The 18766-nt window shown below is 64.7% G+C and carries 18 protein-coding genes; 10 read left to right on the forward strand and 8 right to left on the reverse strand.

Going from position 1 to position 18766, the window contains the following annotated elements; all coding sequences use genetic code 11:
• The first annotated feature begins 94 nt into the window (after positions 1–94).
• The gene (locus tag FX134_RS08390) at positions 95–970 is read left to right on the forward strand and encodes an SIR2 family NAD-dependent protein deacylase (RefSeq protein ID WP_197735975.1); all 876 of its coding nucleotides are present in this window, start codon (positions 95–97) and stop codon (positions 968–970) included.
• Here the strand turns inward: FX134_RS08390 and FX134_RS08395 are convergent.
• From FX134_RS08395 to lysA, 3 genes are all read right to left on the reverse strand, one after another.
• On the reverse strand, positions 960–3071 hold the full coding sequence (locus FX134_RS08395; RefSeq protein WP_080800373.1) for a bifunctional diguanylate cyclase/phosphodiesterase: 2112 nt from the start codon (positions 3069–3071) through the stop codon (positions 960–962). The genes FX134_RS08390 and FX134_RS08395 overlap by 11 nt on opposite strands.
• A 180-nt stretch (positions 3072–3251) precedes the next feature.
• Positions 3252–4535 (reverse strand): homoserine dehydrogenase, encoded by a 1284-nt coding sequence (locus tag FX134_RS08400; RefSeq protein WP_080800376.1) that lies wholly within the window; start codon positions 4533–4535, stop codon positions 3252–3254.
• A gap of 16 nt (positions 4536–4551) precedes the next feature.
• A complete protein-coding gene (gene lysA, locus FX134_RS08405; protein WP_080800378.1) occupies positions 4552–5907 on the reverse strand; it encodes a diaminopimelate decarboxylase in 1356 nt (451 codons plus the stop codon).
• A 461-nt stretch (positions 5908–6368) separates the two neighbouring features.
• Between lysA and FX134_RS08410 the strand changes: the two genes are divergently transcribed.
• From FX134_RS08410 to FX134_RS08440, 7 genes are all read left to right on the forward strand, one after another.
• Entirely contained in the window at positions 6369–6764 is a 396-nt protein-coding gene (locus tag FX134_RS08410) for a molybdenum cofactor biosynthesis protein MoaE (RefSeq protein WP_080800380.1), read from the forward strand.
• 168 nt (positions 6765–6932) lie between these two features.
• The gene (locus FX134_RS08415; protein WP_080800383.1) at positions 6933–7463 is read left to right on the forward strand and encodes an RNA polymerase sigma factor; all 531 of its coding nucleotides are present in this window, start codon (positions 6933–6935) and stop codon (positions 7461–7463) included.
• Complete coding sequence (locus FX134_RS08420; RefSeq protein ID WP_232050878.1) at positions 7450–8454, forward strand: hypothetical protein; 1005 nt, start codon at positions 7450–7452, stop codon at positions 8452–8454. Before FX134_RS08415 ends, FX134_RS08420 begins: the two co-directional genes overlap by 14 nt.
• Before the next feature lie 146 nt (positions 8455–8600).
• Positions 8601–9224 (forward strand): alkaline shock response membrane anchor protein AmaP, encoded by a 624-nt coding sequence (amaP, locus tag FX134_RS08425; protein WP_080800386.1) that lies wholly within the window; start codon positions 8601–8603, stop codon positions 9222–9224.
• 12 nt (positions 9225–9236) lie between these two features.
• On the forward strand, positions 9237–9653 hold the full coding sequence (locus FX134_RS08430) for a DUF2273 domain-containing protein (protein ID WP_080800390.1): 417 nt from the start codon (positions 9237–9239) through the stop codon (positions 9651–9653).
• Between the two features lie 26 nt (positions 9654–9679).
• Positions 9680–10192: an Asp23/Gls24 family envelope stress response protein gene (locus tag FX134_RS08435; protein ID WP_080800393.1), complete on the forward strand. Its 513-nt coding sequence runs from the start codon at positions 9680–9682 to the stop codon at positions 10190–10192.
• Positions 10193–10360: 168 nt separating this feature from the next.
• A complete protein-coding gene (locus FX134_RS08440) occupies positions 10361–11530 on the forward strand; it encodes an Mbeg1-like protein (RefSeq protein WP_080800397.1) in 1170 nt (389 codons plus the stop codon).
• Between the two features lie 192 nt (positions 11531–11722).
• Here FX134_RS08440 and FX134_RS08445 read toward each other — a convergent pair whose 3' ends face one another.
• Positions 11723–13171 (reverse strand): helix-turn-helix transcriptional regulator, encoded by a 1449-nt coding sequence (locus tag FX134_RS08445; RefSeq protein ID WP_172623430.1) that lies wholly within the window; start codon positions 13169–13171, stop codon positions 11723–11725.
• A gap of 239 nt (positions 13172–13410) precedes the next feature.
• Here FX134_RS08445 and FX134_RS08450 point away from each other — a divergent pair, with 239 nt between their 5' ends.
• Together FX134_RS08450 and FX134_RS08455 are read left to right on the forward strand one after the other, a co-directional pair.
• Positions 13411–14001 carry a cytochrome c3 family protein gene (locus tag FX134_RS08450; RefSeq protein WP_080800403.1) on the forward strand — a complete coding sequence of 197 codons (591 nt, stop codon included), beginning with the start codon at positions 13411–13413 and terminating at the stop codon, positions 13999–14001.
• Positions 14002–14031: 30 nt separating this feature from the next.
• Positions 14032–15657, forward strand: coding sequence for an FAD-dependent oxidoreductase (locus tag FX134_RS08455; RefSeq protein ID WP_080800406.1), 1626 nt, complete (start codon positions 14032–14034; stop codon positions 15655–15657).
• Between the two features lie 67 nt (positions 15658–15724).
• Here the strand turns inward: FX134_RS08455 and FX134_RS08460 are convergent, their stop codons facing one another.
• From FX134_RS08460 to FX134_RS08475, 4 genes are all read right to left on the reverse strand, one after another.
• On the reverse strand, positions 15725–16609 hold the full coding sequence (locus FX134_RS08460) for a BRO family protein (RefSeq protein WP_080803910.1): 885 nt from the start codon (positions 16607–16609) through the stop codon (positions 15725–15727).
• A gap of 267 nt (positions 16610–16876) precedes the next feature.
• Positions 16877–18118: a Fic family protein gene (locus tag FX134_RS08465; RefSeq protein ID WP_080800409.1), complete on the reverse strand. Its 1242-nt coding sequence runs from the start codon at positions 18116–18118 to the stop codon at positions 16877–16879.
• Positions 18119–18245: 127 nt separating this feature from the next.
• Entirely contained in the window at positions 18246–18398 is a 153-nt protein-coding gene (locus FX134_RS08470) for a hypothetical protein (RefSeq protein ID WP_232050879.1), read from the reverse strand.
• Between the two features lie 79 nt (positions 18399–18477).
• Positions 18478–18750: an SHOCT domain-containing protein gene (locus FX134_RS08475; RefSeq protein WP_080800411.1), complete on the reverse strand. Its 273-nt coding sequence runs from the start codon at positions 18748–18750 to the stop codon at positions 18478–18480.
• Positions 18751–18766 lie beyond the last annotated feature (16 nt).

Genomic DNA, 18766 nt, shown 5'->3' on the forward strand with positions numbered 1-18766 from the left:
TTTTGGATACCATGCAGAACGGATGGTGCCTACTTTCCTTTCGATAGGCTGCATCATATACTGAGGGAAACGGAAGCGCAACAAGGAAGACGTCATGGATCACCCGAACCGCATCCCTCGCACCGCGCACGCGCCCGACCCCGAGCGCATCGAGGCCGCGCGCGAGCTTATCGCCTCGTGCGACCGCATCCTCGTAGGAGCGGGCGCGGGGCTTTCCACCGCTGCCGGGCTCTCGTATTCCGGCGAGCGCTTCCAGCGCAACTTCCAGCCGTTCATCAGGCGCTACGGCATGACCGACATGTACTCGGCCGGCTTCTACCCCTTCCCCACCGAAGAGGACCGCTGGGCCTACTGGGCGCGCCACGTGTGGGTGAACCGCCACGAGCCGCCCGCGCTGCCGCTGTACGTCCAGCTGCGGGAGGCCCTGCGCGACAAGGACTGCTTCGTCATCACCACCAACGTGGACGCGCAGTTCGAGAAGGCGGGCTTTCCGCGCGAGCGGCTGTTCGCCACGCAGGGCGATTACGGCCTGAACCAATGCGCGCGCGGCTGCCACGACACGCTCTACCCCAACCGCCAGCTGGCGGAGAAGATGCTCGCGAGCGCCGAGGGCGACGGCACGCGCATCCCCTCCCAACTGGTGCCGCGCTGTCCGGTGTGCGGCGGGCGCATGAACGTGCACCTGCGCATCGACGGCTCGTTCGTGGAGAACGCGGACTGGCACGCAGCCGAGGAGCGCTACCGCGCATTCGTCGCGGGCATGCGCGAGCACCCTACGCTGCTGCTGGAGCTGGGCGTAGGCTGGAACACGCCGGTGATCATCCGCATGCCGTTCGACCGCCTGGCCGTGGCGCTGGACGCGCCGCTCGTGCGCATCAACTACGACGACGCCCGCGTGCCGAAGGAAACCGCGCACGCCGTGGCGCTGCAAGGCGACATCGCCGAAATCTGGCCGCTCATCACGCCATGAAGGTGCGTTCAAACTCTTTGATGGGCTGGGGCTTTCCTACCAGGTAGCCTTGGGCGCGAGTGCAGCCGGCCTCGCGCAGGGCCGCGTACTGCTCCTCGTTCTCGATGCCCTCGGCCACCGTCTCGATGCCCAGGTCGCGGCAGAGGTCGGCCAGGCTGCGGATCACCTGCATGGTGCGCTCCTCCACGCCCAGCCCCCACACCAGCGACTTGTCCATCTTCAGCACGTCGAACTCCAGCTGGATGAACAGCGAGAAGTTCGCGTTCTCCACGCCGAAGTCGTCGATGGCCACGCGGAAGCCGCGTTCGCGTAGGCCGTCGGCCACGTAGCGCAGCAGCGCGTCGTCCTCCTCGCGCGCCGACTCCGTGATCTCGATCTCGATGAGGCCCGCGTCCACGCCGTGCTCGGCCACCGTGGAGGCCACGCGCTCCACGAACCGCGCGTCGCCGATGGTGCGCCGCGAGAAGTTCACAGCCAGCGGCACGGGCGCGCGGCCCTCGCGCTGCCAGCGGGCCACGGTGGCGCACGCCCGGCCGAGCGCGAAGAAATCGATGGCGGAGATCTCGCCCATGTCCTCAAGCGCCGGGATGAACGACGACGGCAGCGCCTGCATGCCGCGCACCCGGTCGTGGTAGCGGATGAGCGCCTCGGCCCCCACGAGCGAGCCGTCCTCGCAGGAGGTTTGCGGCATGAGGAAGATGTCCAGCAGACCGGCGCGCGCCGCCTCCTGGGCGCCGCCCGGACGCAGGAGGCTGCTCACGGCGGCGTCGGAGGCCAGGTCGACCCCCAGATCAACCGCGCGGTGCCGCCCGCGCTTCGCGGAGCGCATGCGGTCGCCCGCCGAGTCCAGCAGGCTCACGGTGGTCGTGCAGCGCGCCTTCCACGCGGGGCCGAGCGAGGCGGGCAGCCCTTCGTCCAGGAAGCGCTGCGCGGCGCGCTCGGCCAGGACCGCGAACTCGGCGTAGCCGATCGGCGAGGCGACGGCGCAGAACTCGTCGTCGCCGATGCGGTACACATGATCGCCGAACACCTCGCCCAGGCAGGCCGCTATGCGGCGCAGCACCTCGTCGCCCATAGGCCTGCCCTGCTCGCGGTTGATCACATTCAAGCGGTCGGCATCCACCAGCACAAAGCCGATGTCCTCGAACAGGCCGCGGTCGAAGTCGCGGTGGAAGGCCGCGCGCGAGCGCGCATGCGTCAGCGGATCGTTCCAGGTGAGCTGGTCCACCATGCGCTGGGTGGCCACGCGCTTCATGCTGGCCGACAGGAAGTAGGCGAGCCCCATGAGCGGCGAGCTGATGGAGTCGAGCCCGCCGCGCCCCGGATTGTCGGCGCCGAGGAAGCCCACGAAGCGCCCATCCACCTCCAGCGGCGCGGCCACGAGCGAGCGAATGTCCTGCACTGCGAGCGCCTCGCGCTCCTCGCTGCGATTCCCCTCCAAGCCTCCCACATCGCCGATGATCATGGCGCGCCCGGCCGAGAACGGCTCAAGCCAGGCTTCGATGAAGTCGATCGTCATATGCTGCAGGTTCCGCTTCTGAGACTCCACGCCCGGCGCGCACCATTCGAAGTAGTTCGACAGGGTGCCGCCCGACTCGTCGTCGATGCAGAACACGTAGGTGCGATCGGCTTCCAGGAACCCGCCCAGAATGCGCAGCGTCTCGTCGATGGCGAATTCCAGCGTCCGGTCGCCGTCGAGCACCTTGATGCACTCGAGGGCCATATCACCCGCCTCGGCCAGGAACTTGTACGACTCGCGCTGCCGCTCGCGGTCGGTCACGTCGAAGGCGATCTCGAGCCGCGCCGTTCGGCCGCGCCACTGCACCAGCTTGTCGCGCAGCAGGTAATGGCGGCGCATCCGCTCGTTGGTGTGCTCCCATTCGTAGAACGTGTCGAAGTCGAGAAGGTCGTTCGTACAGAACGGGCAGGGCTCGTCGCGACCCTGCAACACGCGGTAGCACGGCTCCGCGTTTTCCACGGCATCTTCGCCGAACAGGCGCAGGCCGGGCTCGTTGAGGAAGAGCAGCTCGTAGGTGTCCACATCGCAGATGTAGACGAGCTCGGATAAGCCCGAGAGCAGCGAGTTCAGCATTCCCCTCATCCGCGACCCCTCCCGCGAACGCGTTGCGCGCCCGTCGTGCGGATGCGCGCCGATCTAGAGAAACAATACCATGACCCTATGGATTATAGGGCCGAGAACCTCGATACGCCACTCGATGGATCAAAGAAAGATTGAAGCGCGCCTCAGGAGATCCCCTCCCCTGAGGCGCGCCCTGCGCCGCTAGTCCTCCACGCGGATGACGCTGGGCTCGTCGCGCAGGATGTCGTCGAGCTCGGCGATCTCGGCCAGCACGTCGCGGACGCTCTTCTCGCACGCGGTGTGCGTGACGTACACGAGGTCCACCGAGCCGCCGTCCTTCTTGCCGCGCTGCACCACCGAGTACACGCTCACGCTGTGCTTCGCGAACACGCCCGCCATCGCGGCCAGCACGCCGGAGCGGTCGGCCACCTTGAAGCGGATGTAGTATTTGGTCTTGAGATCCTCCATGGGCACGATGGGCAGGTTGTCGGTGCAGGTGCAGCCCACGAGCGGCCCCACGCCCAGCGTGACGTGGCGGGCCACCTCCAGCACGTCGCCCATGACGGCGCTCGCGGCCGGGCCGGAGCCCGCGCCCTCGCCGAAGAACATCGTCTCGCCCACCGCGTCGCCCGTCACGTAGATGGCGTTGTACACGCCGCCCACCGTGGCCAGCTGATGCGAAAGCGGCAGCATGGTGGGGTGCACGCGCACGTCGATGCCCTGCGGCGTGCGATGCGCGAGCGCCAGCAGCTTCACGCAATAGCCCATGTCGCGCGCGGCGTCCAGATCCATGGTGGTGATGTTGCGGATGCCCTCGGTGTGCACGTCGCCGATGGTCACGCGCGAGTTGAACGCGATGGACGCGAGGATGGCGATCTTCGCGGCGGCATCGAAGCCGTCCACGTCGGCCGTCGGGTCGGCCTCGGCGAAGCCCTTCTCCTGCGCCTCCTTGAGGGCGGCGTCGTAGCTCAGGCCGTCTTCAACCATGCGGCTGAGCATGTAGTTGGTGGTGCCGTTCACGATGCCCATGACCGAGCTGATCTCGTTGGCGATGAGCGAGTGCTTCATCGGGTCGATGATGGGGATGCCGCCGCCCACGCTGGCCTCGAACGCGAGCTCCTTGCCGGCCTCGTCGGCAGCCTTCATGACCTCTTCGCCGTAGGTGGCCATGAGCGCCTTGTTGGCCGTGACCACGTTCTTGCCCGCGCGCAGGGCACCGAGCACCACGTCGCGCGCCACGGTGGTTCCGCCGATGAGCTCGATGACGATGTCGATATCCGGGTCGTCCAGGATGTCCTGGTACTCCTGCGTGAAGATGTCCTCCACGCCGTGCTCGATGGCCTGTTCGGGGTTGCGCGAGCACACGCGCACCAGCTCCACGTCGATGCCGTAGTGGCGCTTGAAGTCCTCGCGGTGGTTCTTCAGGATGTCGATGCACCCGCCGCCCACCGTGCCCGTTCCTACGAGCCCAAGTTTAACCGTCATGCTTTCGCTCCCTTTCCTAGATGTCCCGCGCCATCAGGTCTTCGTATGTTTCGCGGCGCGTGGTGACGCGCGCCTCGCCGTCTTTCACGAACACGATCGCCGGCCGCGGCTGGCCGTTGTAGTTGCTCGACATGGTGTGGTTGTACGCGCCCGTGCCGAACACGGCCACGATGTCGCCCAGGTCGGGGCGCTGCATGGGCATGTCGATGACCACCGCGTCGCCGCTTTCGCAGTGCTTGCCGGCGATGGTGACGATCTCAGTGCGCGGCTGGCCCGCCTTGTTGGCGACGACCGGCTCGTAGTCGGCGTGGTAGAGCGCCGTGCGGATGTTGTCGGACATGCCGCCGTCCACCGCCACGTACTTGCGGATATTCGGCAGCGTCTTGATGATACCCACCGTGTACAGCGTCACGCCCGCCGTGGCCACCAAGCTGCGGCCCGGCTCCACGAGCAGCCGCGGCTCGGGCATGCCGTGCGCGGCGCAGGCCGTGCGCACCGCCGCGGTGATGGTTTCGGCGAACTCCTCGATGGAGGCGGGCTGGTCGCCGGCCGTGTAGGCCACGCCCAGGCCGCCGCCCATGTCCAACTCGTCGAGCTCGATGCCGTACTCTTCGCGAATGCGCGCCATGAGATCCACCATGACCTCGACGGCCTCCGGATACGAATGCAGCGCGAATATCTGCGAGCCGATGTGGCAGTGCAGGCCCGCTAGGCGCACGTTCGGCGCGGCGAGGACGTCCTTCACGCAGCGATAAGCGAAGTCCTCGCGCATGGTGAAGCCGAACTTCGAGTCCTCGCAGCCGGTGCGGATGTACTGATGCGTGTCGGCCTCGACGCCCGGCGTGATGCGCATGTAGATGGGCTGCTCGACGCCCAGCTCGCCGGCGATCTCGGAGATGCGGCGCAGCTCGATGCGGCTGTCGATGATGATGCGGCCCACGCCGGCGGAGATGGCCTCGCGCAGCTCCTGCGGCGTCTTGTTGTTGCCGTGCATGAAGATGCGCTCGGCCGGGAAGCCCGTGGCCAGCGCGCACGCCAGCTCGCCGCCGCCCGACACATCGAGGCAGAGGCCCTCCTCGTTCACGATGCGCGCGGCCTCCTTGTTGAGGAACGCCTTGCTTGCGTAGACGACGTCGGCGTTGCCGTAGCGGCTGCGGAACGCCTCGAGGTAGGTCTCCATGCGCGTGCGCATGTCGCACTCGTCCATGACGTAGAGCGCCGTGCCCTGCTCGCGCGCCAGTTCCACCATATCGACGCCGCCGACGAACAGGTGGTCGTCGCGCACCTCGGCCGTGAGGGGGAGCACCGCGCCCAGCTCCATGGTGGTGCGGTTGTCGGGCTGCTTGCTCAAATCGGATGCGGGCAACGACATCGTCCGCCTGCCTTTCTGCATGCTTCGTGCGTATCAGGGGCACCGGCTCTCTCACCCGGTGCGATGCGATCCGCATCATACTACCAGCCCAAGGGGCGCGCCCCGTGTGCGGCACGTGAAATTTCGCAGAATGGATAGGGTGAGCGGGCTGGGGGCGAGCGGAGGTGCCGCCCATCGCCCAGTGCGCGAGAAACCCTCCGGGATTCCCGACCCATGCTGCACGTTTGGGAAAATTCCCCATTTCGTCGGAATCTGGGCTTCAAAAATTCCTCATCGTCGAAAACAGCCACTCAACAATTCCGCATTCCGTAGATTTCCCTGTTCAAACCGCTGTTTTTCCTATATCCCGAGCTTTTCCCTGTGGTTTCGGATAATTCTCCTCTGCTCGGGATAAAAGCGGGTACAATTGACGCCATCGGAACGAGAGCCCGCTGCGGCGGGCGCGAACGCGAGGAGGACCCATGGCCAAGCAGGAACCATCCATCGATCAGTGGCTTGCCGAGGCGAAGCAGGATCCCAAGGCCGCGCAGTGCGGCATGTTCCTCACCCACAACGGCGTGGTGCGCGTCACGCCGAAAAAGCAGGTGCGAGAAGGGGTCGAGGGCCTGGGCGACGTGGCGCAGGTCGAGTTCTCCTACGACGCGGAAGGCGTCGCAGCGGCCGAAGCCGAGGCGCTCTCCTGGCCGGGCGTGTACTACGTGCGCACATGGCTGAACGAGGGCGTGCTCGAGGTGGGCGACTCCATCATGTACGTGCTCATCGGGGCCGATATCCGTCCCAACTGCATCGACGCGCTGCAGAAGCTCGTCGGCAAGATCAAGAACGACCTCGTGGTGGAAAAAGAGATCTACGCGTAACGCCACGCCTCCCCCCCCCCGCGTGCGGCTCGCGAACGGGCCGCACGCGCCCTTCCCTCTTCGCCTCTTTCACACAGGACGTCATCCTGCACGGAAAGACCGATTTCGCTATTCTGGGCACGAACGCCCGATCCGCCTCGTGTACTAGGCAAGGAGGCGATACCCCGCATGCACCCGACGCTCAGGCCCGATGATTTCATGGAGCGCGCCATGAGCGCGTGGGGCGGCGCCGTCTACCGCCTCGCGCTCAGCCAAACCGGCTCGGCGCACGATGCGGAGGATATCTGCCAGGACGTGTTCCTGCGCCTGCTCAAAGACGCCACCGCGTTCGAAGACGACGAGCACCTGAAAGCGTGGCTGCTGCATGTGACCGCCAATCGCTGCCGCGATCTGCATCGTTCGGCCTGGCGACGGCACGCCGAGCTCGTCGAGGCGATGCCCGACACGTGCGCCGCGTTCGATGCGGACGAGGATGCGGGAGCGCGCGCCCTGCGCGAGAGCCGCGTGGGCCGCGCGATGGAGAAGCTCCCGGCCAAGACGCGCCTGATCGTGCACCTGCGCTATTGCGAGGGATACTCGGCCGAGGAGATCGCGCGCATCGTCCGCTGCCTGCCGGCCACCGTCCGCTCGCGCCTGCGCCGAGCGCGCGGGCAGATCAAGGCTCTGTTGGAAGAGGAGGCCTCACGTGAACAGGAATGACGAGCGCGACTACCGAGCCTTGATGGACGGCATCGAGATGCCCGACCGCGTGCGCGCGCACGTGATGCGAGAAGCGCGGCGGCTGCGAGAAGCGGAAGAGGCCGGGCGGCGAAGCGGTAGCCGGCAGACGAGGGCCGTCGCGGCGGGCGCGTGCACCGTCGCGCTCGTCGGCATCCTGGCTTTCGCCGCGACCGCGAACCGCCCTCCCGAGCATGTCGCCGCGCCCCTCGCGAACTCGTTCGCCCTGGTCGCGTATGCCGATGAGTACCCAGGCGCCGCGCCGGGCAATACCGTCGTGCTCGGCATGGACGACTTCGGCTTCGACAGCGCCTGGAAGGTGTGGCACAGCGACCCGGAGATCGACCCGAACAACGCGGACGATGCGCCCGACGAGGGGCGGCGCTACCTCTCGGTGGCGTACGACTTCAACCTGAGCTGCGTCGGCGACAACATCGCCTCGCTCACCTACACGGTGGAAGGCGAGCGCGTGCTGTTCTACACGCACGCCAAGGAAGCGCAGTCCGTCGCCCGCGACGGGGCCGACCCCTACACGGAAGAGCGCGGAACCAGCTTCACCGTGGACTACGAAGACCAGGGTTCGAACCGAGCCGAAACCTGGCGCGCGCTGCGCGTGTCGTTTCCGCTCGAAGGCGAGACCGCCGAGCTCTACGACGAGGTGATCGCGGAGTTCTACAGCGCCGCCCGCGAGTGGGACGTCGAAACGCACGAAAGGCTGAATGCGCTTCTCATCAGGAAGTACGCCGACATGGTATCCCAAGCCAGCCTGGTGCTGACCGCCGCCTACGAGGACGGCTCCACCGAGACGCAAACCTACGTCATCGCCCCGGTGGACGACCTCGAAGCGAAGGTGCGCGCCTACGACGACGCCCTGCGCGCGCAGGCCGACTCGATCGATCCCACGAATCCGCCCGCAGGCCCCGTCGAGGAGATCCCCCGCCCCGCCCTGTTCACGCTCACTCGGATCTCGTAGCGCGGCCTCCGCTAACGGTCCGGCAATCGCCCGGCGGCACTTCCGTACAAGCGGTTACGCCCCTTCCGCCTTTCTTCTAGAGTGTTCCCACTCTATCCGACAGCGCGCCGTTTCCGCGGCGCGCGCACGAAAGAAAGGCGGCACACATGGGAAAGTTCAAGCGCATTAGCATGATCGTGTTCGTCGTTGCTGCCGTGCTGGGCGTCGGCGTGCTCGCTGCGCTGTGGTTCGCCTGGGAGCCCCTGTTCCCGGCGATCGCATGGCTCGTGAGCATGCCGTGGTTCTTCGTCGTCGAGGCCGTGCTGCTGGCCATCACCGCCATCGGCCTGTTGGTCGTGCTCATCCGCGCGATCACGGCTCCCGGCAAGAACTCGCAGCTCGAGCTCGAGCGCGACAACGGCAGCATCGCCATCACGCAGAACGCCATCCAGTCCACCGTCAAGCACGTCGTGGAGAGCCATCACGGCCTGTCCACCGACAACGTCAAAGTGGACATCACGAACAAGCACGACCCGCGCATGACCATCCACGCGAAGATCGACCCCGGCCGCAACGCCGAACTCGGCCAGCTGGGCGCGAAGCTGCAGAACGAGATCGCGGCGACGCTCGAGGCCTTCACCGGCTACCCGGTGGACGGCGTGCGCATCACGTTTTCCGGCGACGCCGACGTCGTGACCCCCGCGTTCACGCAGCAGGCCACCAAGTACAGCGAGGACACGAACCGCCAGCACAAGGTGCAGCCGGTGCCGGCCCACGCCGTGGGCAAGTAAGGAGGCGACCCCATGACCCAGTCAGTTATGCACAGGCAGACGGCCGCTCCCTCCAACCCGAAAGCGGCCAACCCGCGCGCGGGAGCAGCCAAAAGCGGCGGCGACCAGCGCAAGAACGCCTCGGCTTCGTCCCGCCCGGCCGAGACGCCCTCCGACGCCTTCGCCAACGCGGCGTCCGAGACGAAGAACGACCGCGGCGTCTACGCAAGCATGAAGAAGGCGTTCGCGCCCTACGTGGAGAATCACAGCCATGCGGTGCTCTACGGCATCGTCGGCTTCGTCGCGGCGGCGCTCATCCTGCTCGTCGGCTTCTGGCCCACGGTGCTTCTGGCCCTGTTCGCCGCCATCGGCGTGATCATCGGCAAGTACCGCGACGGCGACCGCAAGACCCGCGAGCAGATGAAGAACGTCCTCGACCGATTCAATTAGCGCTTCTCAAACAGAAAGGAACTACCATGACGCAGAGCACCATGAACCCCACCAGCACCAAGAGCACCTACGATCCCTACTCCTCCATGGATTCGCAGGACAAGTCCTACGACCTGAGCGAGCTTGACGACACGAAGTCCGAGCCGGTGTACAAACTGGTCATCAATGAGAACGTCGTCGAGAAGATCTCCTCGCTCGCCGCGCAGAAGATCGACGGCATCATCGACATGAAGGGCAACGTCCTCTCCCGCATCCAGGAGGGCCTCGGCAACGCCGACAAGACCAAGGGCGTGGACGCCGACATCGTCGACGACTCCAATGCCAAGATCGACCTCGACGTCATCCTGGAGTACGGCAAGTCGGCCCCCGATGTGTTCGACGAGATCAAGAAGGTCGTCGGCGAGGACCTCAAGGACATGACCGGCCTCAACGTGGTCGAGATGACCGTGAACGTGGTGGACGTCATGACCCCGGAGGAGTACGCCCAGAAGAACGGCAACAACAACAGCGACGACGGGCAGAACGGCGGCTCCAACTAGCTTTCCGCGAGGCCGCGCGGCGTCGATGCGCGCGAGGAGCCCCGTCCCCCTTCCGCGCACCAGGTGCAAGCCCCTTTCCGCTTTACGTGGAAAGGGGCTTTTTCGCGCGGCGGGCCCCGGCGAGCACTACAATAGGGGCAGGCGCTGCTGAGGGTTTGGAGGATACGCATGAACCTGCTCGATTACCTGGCCACCGAGTTCGCGACGTTCGACGAGAAGCCGTTCAACCCGGTGGACTCGGCCATCCTCTCGCAATTCTGCATGGTGCGCGCCGAGGGCATCGTGCCGGCGCTGCGCGAGCGGAAGTCGTTTCTGGACGTGGGCACGCTGGTGCAGAACCTGCTGTCGCCCGCGCGCGACGAGGTGCGCTTCGTCGACCTTTTGCGCGCCGAGCGCTACGGCGACATGTTCACCGGGCTCGACCCCGCCAACGTGAAGGACAACCTGCTGGCGCTGGCCGCAAGCCCGCGTTTCCGCGACATGCGCGTGCGCGACTACCTGAGCCTGTTCGACACCGAGCGGCAGACGCAGTTCGCCGCCGTGACGTTCGTGTACAAGAAGGACTTCGCCTACGTGGGGTTCCGCGGCACCGACACCTCGTTCACCGGCTGGCGCGAGAACTTCAACATGGTGTACAACGCGCCCGTGCCGGCGCAGGAGCAGGCCGTACGCTACCTTGAGGCCGTCGCGCCGCGGCTGCCGAAGTGCCTGTTCGTGGGCGGGCACTCGAAGGGCGGCAACCTGGCGATGTACGCGGCGCTGCGAGCGAATCCGGCCGTGCAGGATCGCATCGAGCGCGTGTTCACGCACGACGGCCCGGGCTTCAAGGCGGGCATGGTGAGCAGCGAGGAGTACGCCGCCATCCGCGACCGCGTGCACAAGACCGTGCCGCAAGACTCCGTGGTTGGCATGCTGATGGACTCGCCGGCCGACCTCGACCTGCGCGTGGTGCACAGTTCCGAGAAGGGCGTCATGCAGCACAGCGTGTTCAGCTGGGATGTGGACGGCGACGACTTCGCCTACGTCGAGGGCCTCACGGACGGCGCCCGGTTCACCGACGCCGTGGTCACCCAATGGCTGGCCAGGTTCTCCGACGAGGAGGCGGCCGTGGTGGTGGACGCCCTGTTCCAGGCACTCGAAGCGTCCGGCGCGCGGGACGCCACCGAGGTGCTCATGGGCGGGCCGAAGTCCATCGCGCTGTTGGGCGAGGCCGCCAAGAACATCGACGACGACGCGCGCGACGTGCTGACAGGCGCGCTGGGCTCGCTCGCCGAAGTGGCCGCCCGCGAGGCGACCTCGGGCCTGCTGCAATGGATCGCCCCCAAGGCGAAAGGGTAAGCGAGCGGTCGGCGGCAGCGGGGGTGGCGAAGCGGCAGGAATTTGCGGCTGTGGCACGCGCGGCGCGCCCGCGATTTCCGCGACCTGGGGAAACGCTTGCTCATGAGCGCCCGAAACCTCGGAAACCCGCCCGATCCGTGCCACAGCCGCAAATTCTTGCCAGTACGCAGAACCGGCTGACACCGCGCCCCCTCATCGCTTCGTATCGCCCGACGCTGGCTCGCGATGCTTCTGCAAAACGTCGAGCATCTCCTCCTTCGAGTGCACGTCGAGCTTCGCGTACAAACGCTTCGTGTGCCCGCGCACCGTGTTGAGCGAGATGCCCAGCTTGTCGGCGCAAAATTGGAGTGTCCTTCCCTGACATAGCAGGACGACGATCTCCTTTTCGCGCTTCGTCAATCGATACGCGACGGCGGCACGTTCGATACTACGTTCGACCGCCTCGTCAATGGAAGCGGGCGCGGCCTCAAGGTCGATGATGACTTGCGGAACCTCGGCAGCACGAACCTTGCGACCCTCGAGCCGAGACAACGCTATGAGGTACACCACGACGAGGAACACGCCGAGCGACACGAGGATGACCATCGAGTTGTCAAGCTTCCCCATCCACTTCGCCATCAACTCGCCGAATGCCGTGAACACCAGCATGAGGGCCCATCCGAACGCGAACACGACATAGGGAGGCCGCGATGAGCGCTGGGAAAAATCGACGACGCGAATCCACCAGTATGCCAGAATGAAGTAGTTCGCCGTCGCGAACAAGGTGAGCGCCACGCTGTTGAGCGCGCCGTCGCTCACGAGCACCATGAGGAAGCTTGCCGTGGTTACAGCGGTGATGACATACCACATCGACAAAAGATTGAAATCGCTCTTCAAAAGGTACAACTGCACGAGCGGCACCAAAACGATGAGGGCACCCGCCACGCGATACACCACGTGATACATCGACGTCGGAGCAACGGCACCGCCGAAGGGAAGCGCCTGCATGATCCCCCACACGAACGAGTAGATGGCCATGGAGATGATCCATTTGCTATCGCCTTTCCCGAACGACGGCGTGCGCGAAGCGTGCCCCACCTCGAAACGCTGGAGGCCGGCTGCGAACGACCTCTCGAACGCCACGCACCCCATGAGCGGAAACACCAGCAAAGCCGCACCTGTCAGCAGAGGAGGCAGAAACGTCAAGCCGATAACGAGCAGCGGCGCAAGAGAGAGCGACACGCAGATATGGAGCAGCGCCGTGGGAAGGGAGAGGCGCGCGTACACTTCGCCCCACTGAATGTAGAGCCACCCCGCCATCATGCTCCCCACCACGAGCGCCACCAGGCTCGCGTCTCCGAGCACACCCGCCCACACAAGCTCGCCGAGCACGATCATCACGATCGTCGCGCTCACGTTGAGCCCGCGACGGGCCTTCGCGCCCAAGGGCCTCGCCCGGGCGACAAGCACCACGGCCACGGGAAACAGCCCGCGAAACAGCGTGCTGAGCAGAAGATCGAGGCTCCCGTCTCCCAGCACCTGCTGGCCGTAGGGCAGACAGCCAAGCCACACCCGCACTCCCACGATCCCCAGAAACGGGCAAAACCAGGCGGGGGCGTTCTGAGCCCGCCTTCCCGTCGTCAAACCCCCCGTTTTCCCCATGTTCGCACCCTTCCACATCGCCTTAGCCGCAGCGCGCTTCCCATACGCCACGGCATGACGAAACACTAGCATAAGGCGCTTCAACCATAGCTGCGTTCGTCCGCACTCGCAAGGGACATGAAAGATGTGGCCCCGTCGAAGCGCGTATCACGATTCATGTCTCTTGGAATCGGCGCACACGCCCTCGACACTGTGCTTGCAAGCTCGATCAATCGAACGAGACGAGGAAAGGAGGGGAGATGGACAAGGGAAGCAAGCGCAGGAAACTCGTGACGGCGCTGTGCGTCACCGGCGTCGTGATCGTCGGAGCCGGCGCGGGACTCTGGGTGTGGCACGAGCAACCGGGATTCTGCGGATCCGTTTGCCACGACACGATGGGGTCGTACGTGGAGTCGTACGAGGGCGGGGAGATGCTCGCAAGCCAACACGCCCAAGCGGACGTCGTATGCCTGGATTGCCACGAAGCCGAGCTCCACACCCAGCTCGCCGAACTGCAGGTGCAGCTGAGCGGCGAGTACCGGCTTCCGCTGGCGAAGATGGAAACCGACGACGCGTTCTGCCTGCGCGACGGATGCCACACGCGCGAAAAGATCGTCACGGCAACCGCCGACTACGCCGCAGGCGGCGGCACGAAGGTCAATCCGCACGAGATCACGTTCTCGGCCGACTACGGCGACACGGAGAGCCCTCACCAGGTTGGCGGCGAGACCGCCCCGTGCGCCACCTGCCACACCATGCATCGTACATCGGCAGGCATCGACTACTGCTACGACGCCTGCCACCACACGCAGACATTCGACTCATGTTACGGATGCCACGATCATCGCTGATCGAAGCACAGACAAGGAGAAGGGATCATCATGAAAAACGAACTGACGCGCCGGTCCTTCATCGCAGGAGGGGCCTCTGCCATGGCCCTGGGCGCATTCACGCTCGCCGGTTGTTCAGGCGGAGCCGGAACCGGGGCCGTGCAATCGTCCGACATCGACTGGGCCGAGGAGACGGACGTCATCGTCGTCGGCTTCGGAGGGGCGGGCGCAGCTGCAGCAATCAACGCCTCCGAAGCCGGCGCGAACGTGATCGTGCTCGAAAAGGCGCCTGAGCAGGATTGCGGTGGCAACACCTCCGTCTCGGGCGGAACCATGTGCGTCGTCGACCCAAGCAAGCTGGACATGGCGCACGAGTTCATCCGCTACCAAATGCCCGATACCACCGCTGACGAGGAGATCGACGGTTACCTGGAGGAATCCGCCACGCTGGAACAGTGGCTCATCGACCACGGAGCCGATGTAAAGGTCGGGGAAACCAGGGGATCCATGTACGGCGCGCTCGATACAGCCGAGGCCTTTCCCAAGACGCTCAAAGTGGGCGGCAATGGCTACGGCCTGTTCACGTTCTTGAAGGGCGCGGTCGAGTCGTCGGCCGGCGTGTCCGTACGCTATGAAACCTCCGCCCGTCGGCTCATCTTCGACCCGGCGACCAAAGAGGTGCTCGGCGTTGCTGCTTCCGACGCGAGCGGCGAGGAACTCAACATCAAGGCGAAGCGCGGGGTGGTGCTCTGCCTGGGCGGCTTCGAGAACAACCACCAGATGAAGACCGCATACTATCCTCCGAACGTGCCCATCTTCCCCTGCGGCACCCCGTACAACACCGGGGACGGCGTGGGGATGGTCGCGGAAGTCGGCGCGCAGCTGCGCGGGTTCTCGTCGGTGGAATGGGGATGCCATTGTTGCAAGCTCGCCTCGGAGGAGGTCGGCGTATCATGCGGATTCACCTGGACGGACTTCGAGTGCTGGAACAACAGCATCATGGTGAACGCGCGCGGCGAGCGCTTCGTGAACGAGTCGGGGCGCACCGTGTCCGACCGCGCCATCATGCGCCCTCTGCACGACAAGTCGCAGCTCCCGGAGCTGGCGTTCAGCATGGACACCCTGAGCTACACCAACCTCCCCATGTTCTTCGTCTGCGACGATGCGAAGGTTTCGGCAGGCCCCGTGTTCAACAACTGCTCAGCTGCCGCCGGCAACCACTGGGCGCATATCCACGAGTGGTACACGTGGAGCGATGACAACCAGGCGGAGATCGAGAAGGGGTGGCTCGTCAAGGCCGACACAGTGGAGGAGCTTGCGGACAAGCTCGGAATCGATCCGGCGGGGCTCGCCGCCGCCGTCGCTACGTACAACGAGTCGTGCGCAGCCGGAGCCGACGGGGCCTTCGGACGCACCGATGCGCTCACACCCCTCGGCACGCCGCCGTTCTACGGATGCGAGCTGGGGCTCGGCCTTATCAACACGCAGGGCGGCCCCACGCGCGACGGGGCGCACCATGTGCTCGACCCCGAAGGGAACCCCATCCCGCGTCTCTACGCTGGCGGCGAGTTCGGCTCTCTCTATGGCTGGCTCTACCAAGGAGCCGGCAACCTGCCCGAAGCGCTCGGCGCCCGCGTTGCCGGAGCCAATGCCGCGAACGAGGAGCCTTGGGGGTAGTCATTGTTCGCGCGCGGGGGGGTCGACCGCTCGGTCGCTCCCCCGCGTAGCCTTTCAGGCCCAGTCCTTACGCGCCATCGCCGGATTCTTTGCTGGGAGAAACCTCCTCGGCAGTCGCTTCGATCACGTCCCCAAGGATGCGCTTGAAATCCTGAGCATTCTTCGATGTGATGACCGGCTTGCCCGTCTGAGACTCGATTTCTCGCCGCGCGTTGCCCGCCACCGAGCCACCCCGTCGGGCCACATCCTTGCTTTGCGCGAACGTCTCCGGCCCCTCGGTCTTCGACAGTTCGGTCGTCGTCGCCTCCGCGAGCATGTTGAGCACCAGCTCGAGCGTGCTCATGTTGTCACGCAGGTTCTCTTTAGTGAGCCCTTTATGATTCTTATATTGGCGCGTAGTCATTCCCGCCCACGCTTTCGATATCTCGTCAGTGAGGATGGCGAATTCGGAGTCCTTCGACACCCCGCGCTCAACCCATTCGTCAGTCAGCTCTTTGCGAACGGAGATAGCCTGCAGGCGCTGGTTCACCCATTCGGGGCTGTAGCCCTTCTTCAGATACGTCTCAAGCGCCCGGTCGATCGCTTGCTCAGGGTCGATGGTTTCCTCTATGCGCTCGGCACCCACTTGGGCGAGCCAGAGCTTGAAGGGCTCGGCTTTGGGCGAGGGAATGGACTGAATGATGCGCAGGACACCCTGCGTCGTCGCGCAGTCCGTGGCCCGCATCTTTCCATCGGGGGCCCGTAATTTCAAGTGTACGATAAAATCGTACACTTGACTCCCCTCCTCCTCCAACTTTCGCTTGAGATCGCTCCAGTACCTACGCGGATTACCAGTTGCTGAGAGCACCGACACGACGTCGACGATCGAGAAATACCACTCCTCTTCGCGCTCATCCCAAAGAGCGCGAATGCGGGAGTCTTCGAACAGCTTGAGCGATTGCACGGGTGCCATGGCCCACCTCCTCATCTTGCGGCGTCTTGGACTGGAGGTGCTTTTGGCCGAGCACAACGCCTGCTTTCCTTTAGCGATATTGTAGCACAAATATTAGTACAAGTGTTCGTAATTTTCTAAATAGCGAGTTGCCGTTCAGACACAAGCGCCGTCCGCTTCTCCACCTGCAATCACCAGGAGTGCATCCTTGAGCTCCCGCGCACTTCTTGCGGAGTTATTGCGCTGCAGCCCACAGCGGCATCGACAAATCAAGGTCCTCCGTCGCGCCTACGCCGCAGGCATTTCGAGCGCCTCCACTGTCTTGTCGCTCAACACGAACTTGAGCGGCTTCTTCGATACGGCTGCGACGAGGCCCTTCTCCTCCAGCTCCTGCAGGTACCGCCGCGCCGTCTGCGTGCTCACGTCTAGGTTCCTGGCGATATCCTTGAGCGACGCCTCGGGAAACGCACCGAATAGGTGGAACTGGGCCATGACGAACAGCACGTTCACAGCCATGTCGGCGCGCCGGCATTCCGATGCAAGCCGATCCATGCACGCGCACGCGGCGTCAAGCTGCGCCCGTTTCAACTCGATGCTCTCGATCAGCGAGTCTTGCGCCAGCCTGATCAGCTCCATGATCTGCATGACGAAGAAGGTGGCTTCAGCATGGTTCATCGGACGCTCGGTCACGTCGAACGCCTTGTAGTACTTGCCCTTGTTCTCCGCGATCACGCGCGAAAGGGAGAGCACCGTCGTCTTCGACAGCGGCTCGCTCAAATAGAGCGCCAGCAGGTACCGGCCCGTCCTTCCGTTGCCGTCGTAGAACGGATGGATGTACTCGAACAGGAAATGCGAGAGGATGGCCGAGTACGTCTGAGGGATGTCGGGCGAGGCGACCAGATCGATCATCTGCCTGACCATCTCGACGATCTTGTCCTCCGGGCCCACTCCCGTGTGCAGCGTTTTCTGGCTCGCCGACTTCACGTCCACGAGCCCGGCCCGGAACAGCTTCCCGTCCGGCAGATCGCGTTCGTCGATGGCGTCGGCCACCACCTTGTCGTAAATCGCCCTGATGTCGGCAGGCGTCTGCGGGTACACGTGGTTCGAGTCGGTGAGCTCAAGGTAGAGGCTGGCGAATTCCCTGAACCGCTTCGCCTCTTTCGTCGGCCGTTTCGCCTCCGCGCTTTCGAGCGCCTCCTCGATCTGCCGGCGGGAGCTGTGGACGCCCTCCATCTCGTTGGTGAACATGATCTCGTCCATGATGAGGCTGCGCAAATACGCCCATTGGGCGATGCCGGGCAAGTCGCGCCACAGCTGGGAAACCTTGCGCTCCACGCGGAGCATCTTCTCGTTAAGGAGAGACAGCTCGCGCGGCGTCGCCAAGAAGAGCTCACCTGAGGACAGCTCGATGCCCGTGCGGAACGTCGACGGATCGCCGAGCCGCTTCTCCGCCTCGGTCTTCACATGCTCGACGCGCTCGGATGACGAATCGGAATAGAAGAGTTTTTCTAACGATGCATAGCCGCTCATATTTCGCTCCTGCTTGGTGGCTATCAAATACAGGAGCTAATTGTACACTCTATTTTATCAAAATCACGATTTCTATCAAATAGGAATGAAAGATTGGCTTCCTATTAGTGAATTTCAGCCGTTCGCATCACAAGAACCATTCAAGATGGCCGCAGCCTTTGCAGGCGAGCACCGTGGCGCTCCTGTTCGCCCAATCGAGGTCGAGGAACGTGAGGCCCATGGTGTTGAGCTGCGCCGACCGCTCGTCGAACGCGGTGCCGCCGCAATGCGAGCATTCCACCTAGATGCCCACGATCTCGTAGCTATCGTCCCCGCTCAGCCCGCGATTGAACGCCCCCAGAAAACCCATTGCGCACCTCCTACAGATCGGCCATGACCTCTTGCTTCTTCTGCTGGAACTCCTCTTCGGTGAGCGCGCCGCGTTTGCGCAGGTCGTCTAGTTGGGTCAGGCGCTGGTACGCGGCGGCGCTGCGGAGCGCGACATCGTTGTGCGGAGCGTATTGAACCGGTGGGATGGGTTTCGAGGTTGACGACCGGTTCACCACCAGCACGATAGCCACCACGACCAGCGCGAAGAAGAACACCGCTCCGATAACCAGGAGCTCAGGGATTCCCATGCCGAGGATCTTCATTGCGGGCCGCCTTTCG

The organism is Arabiibacter massiliensis (assembly GCF_902386925.1).
Taxonomy (GTDB): Bacteria; Actinomycetota; Coriobacteriia; order Coriobacteriales; family Eggerthellaceae; genus Arabiibacter; species Arabiibacter massiliensis.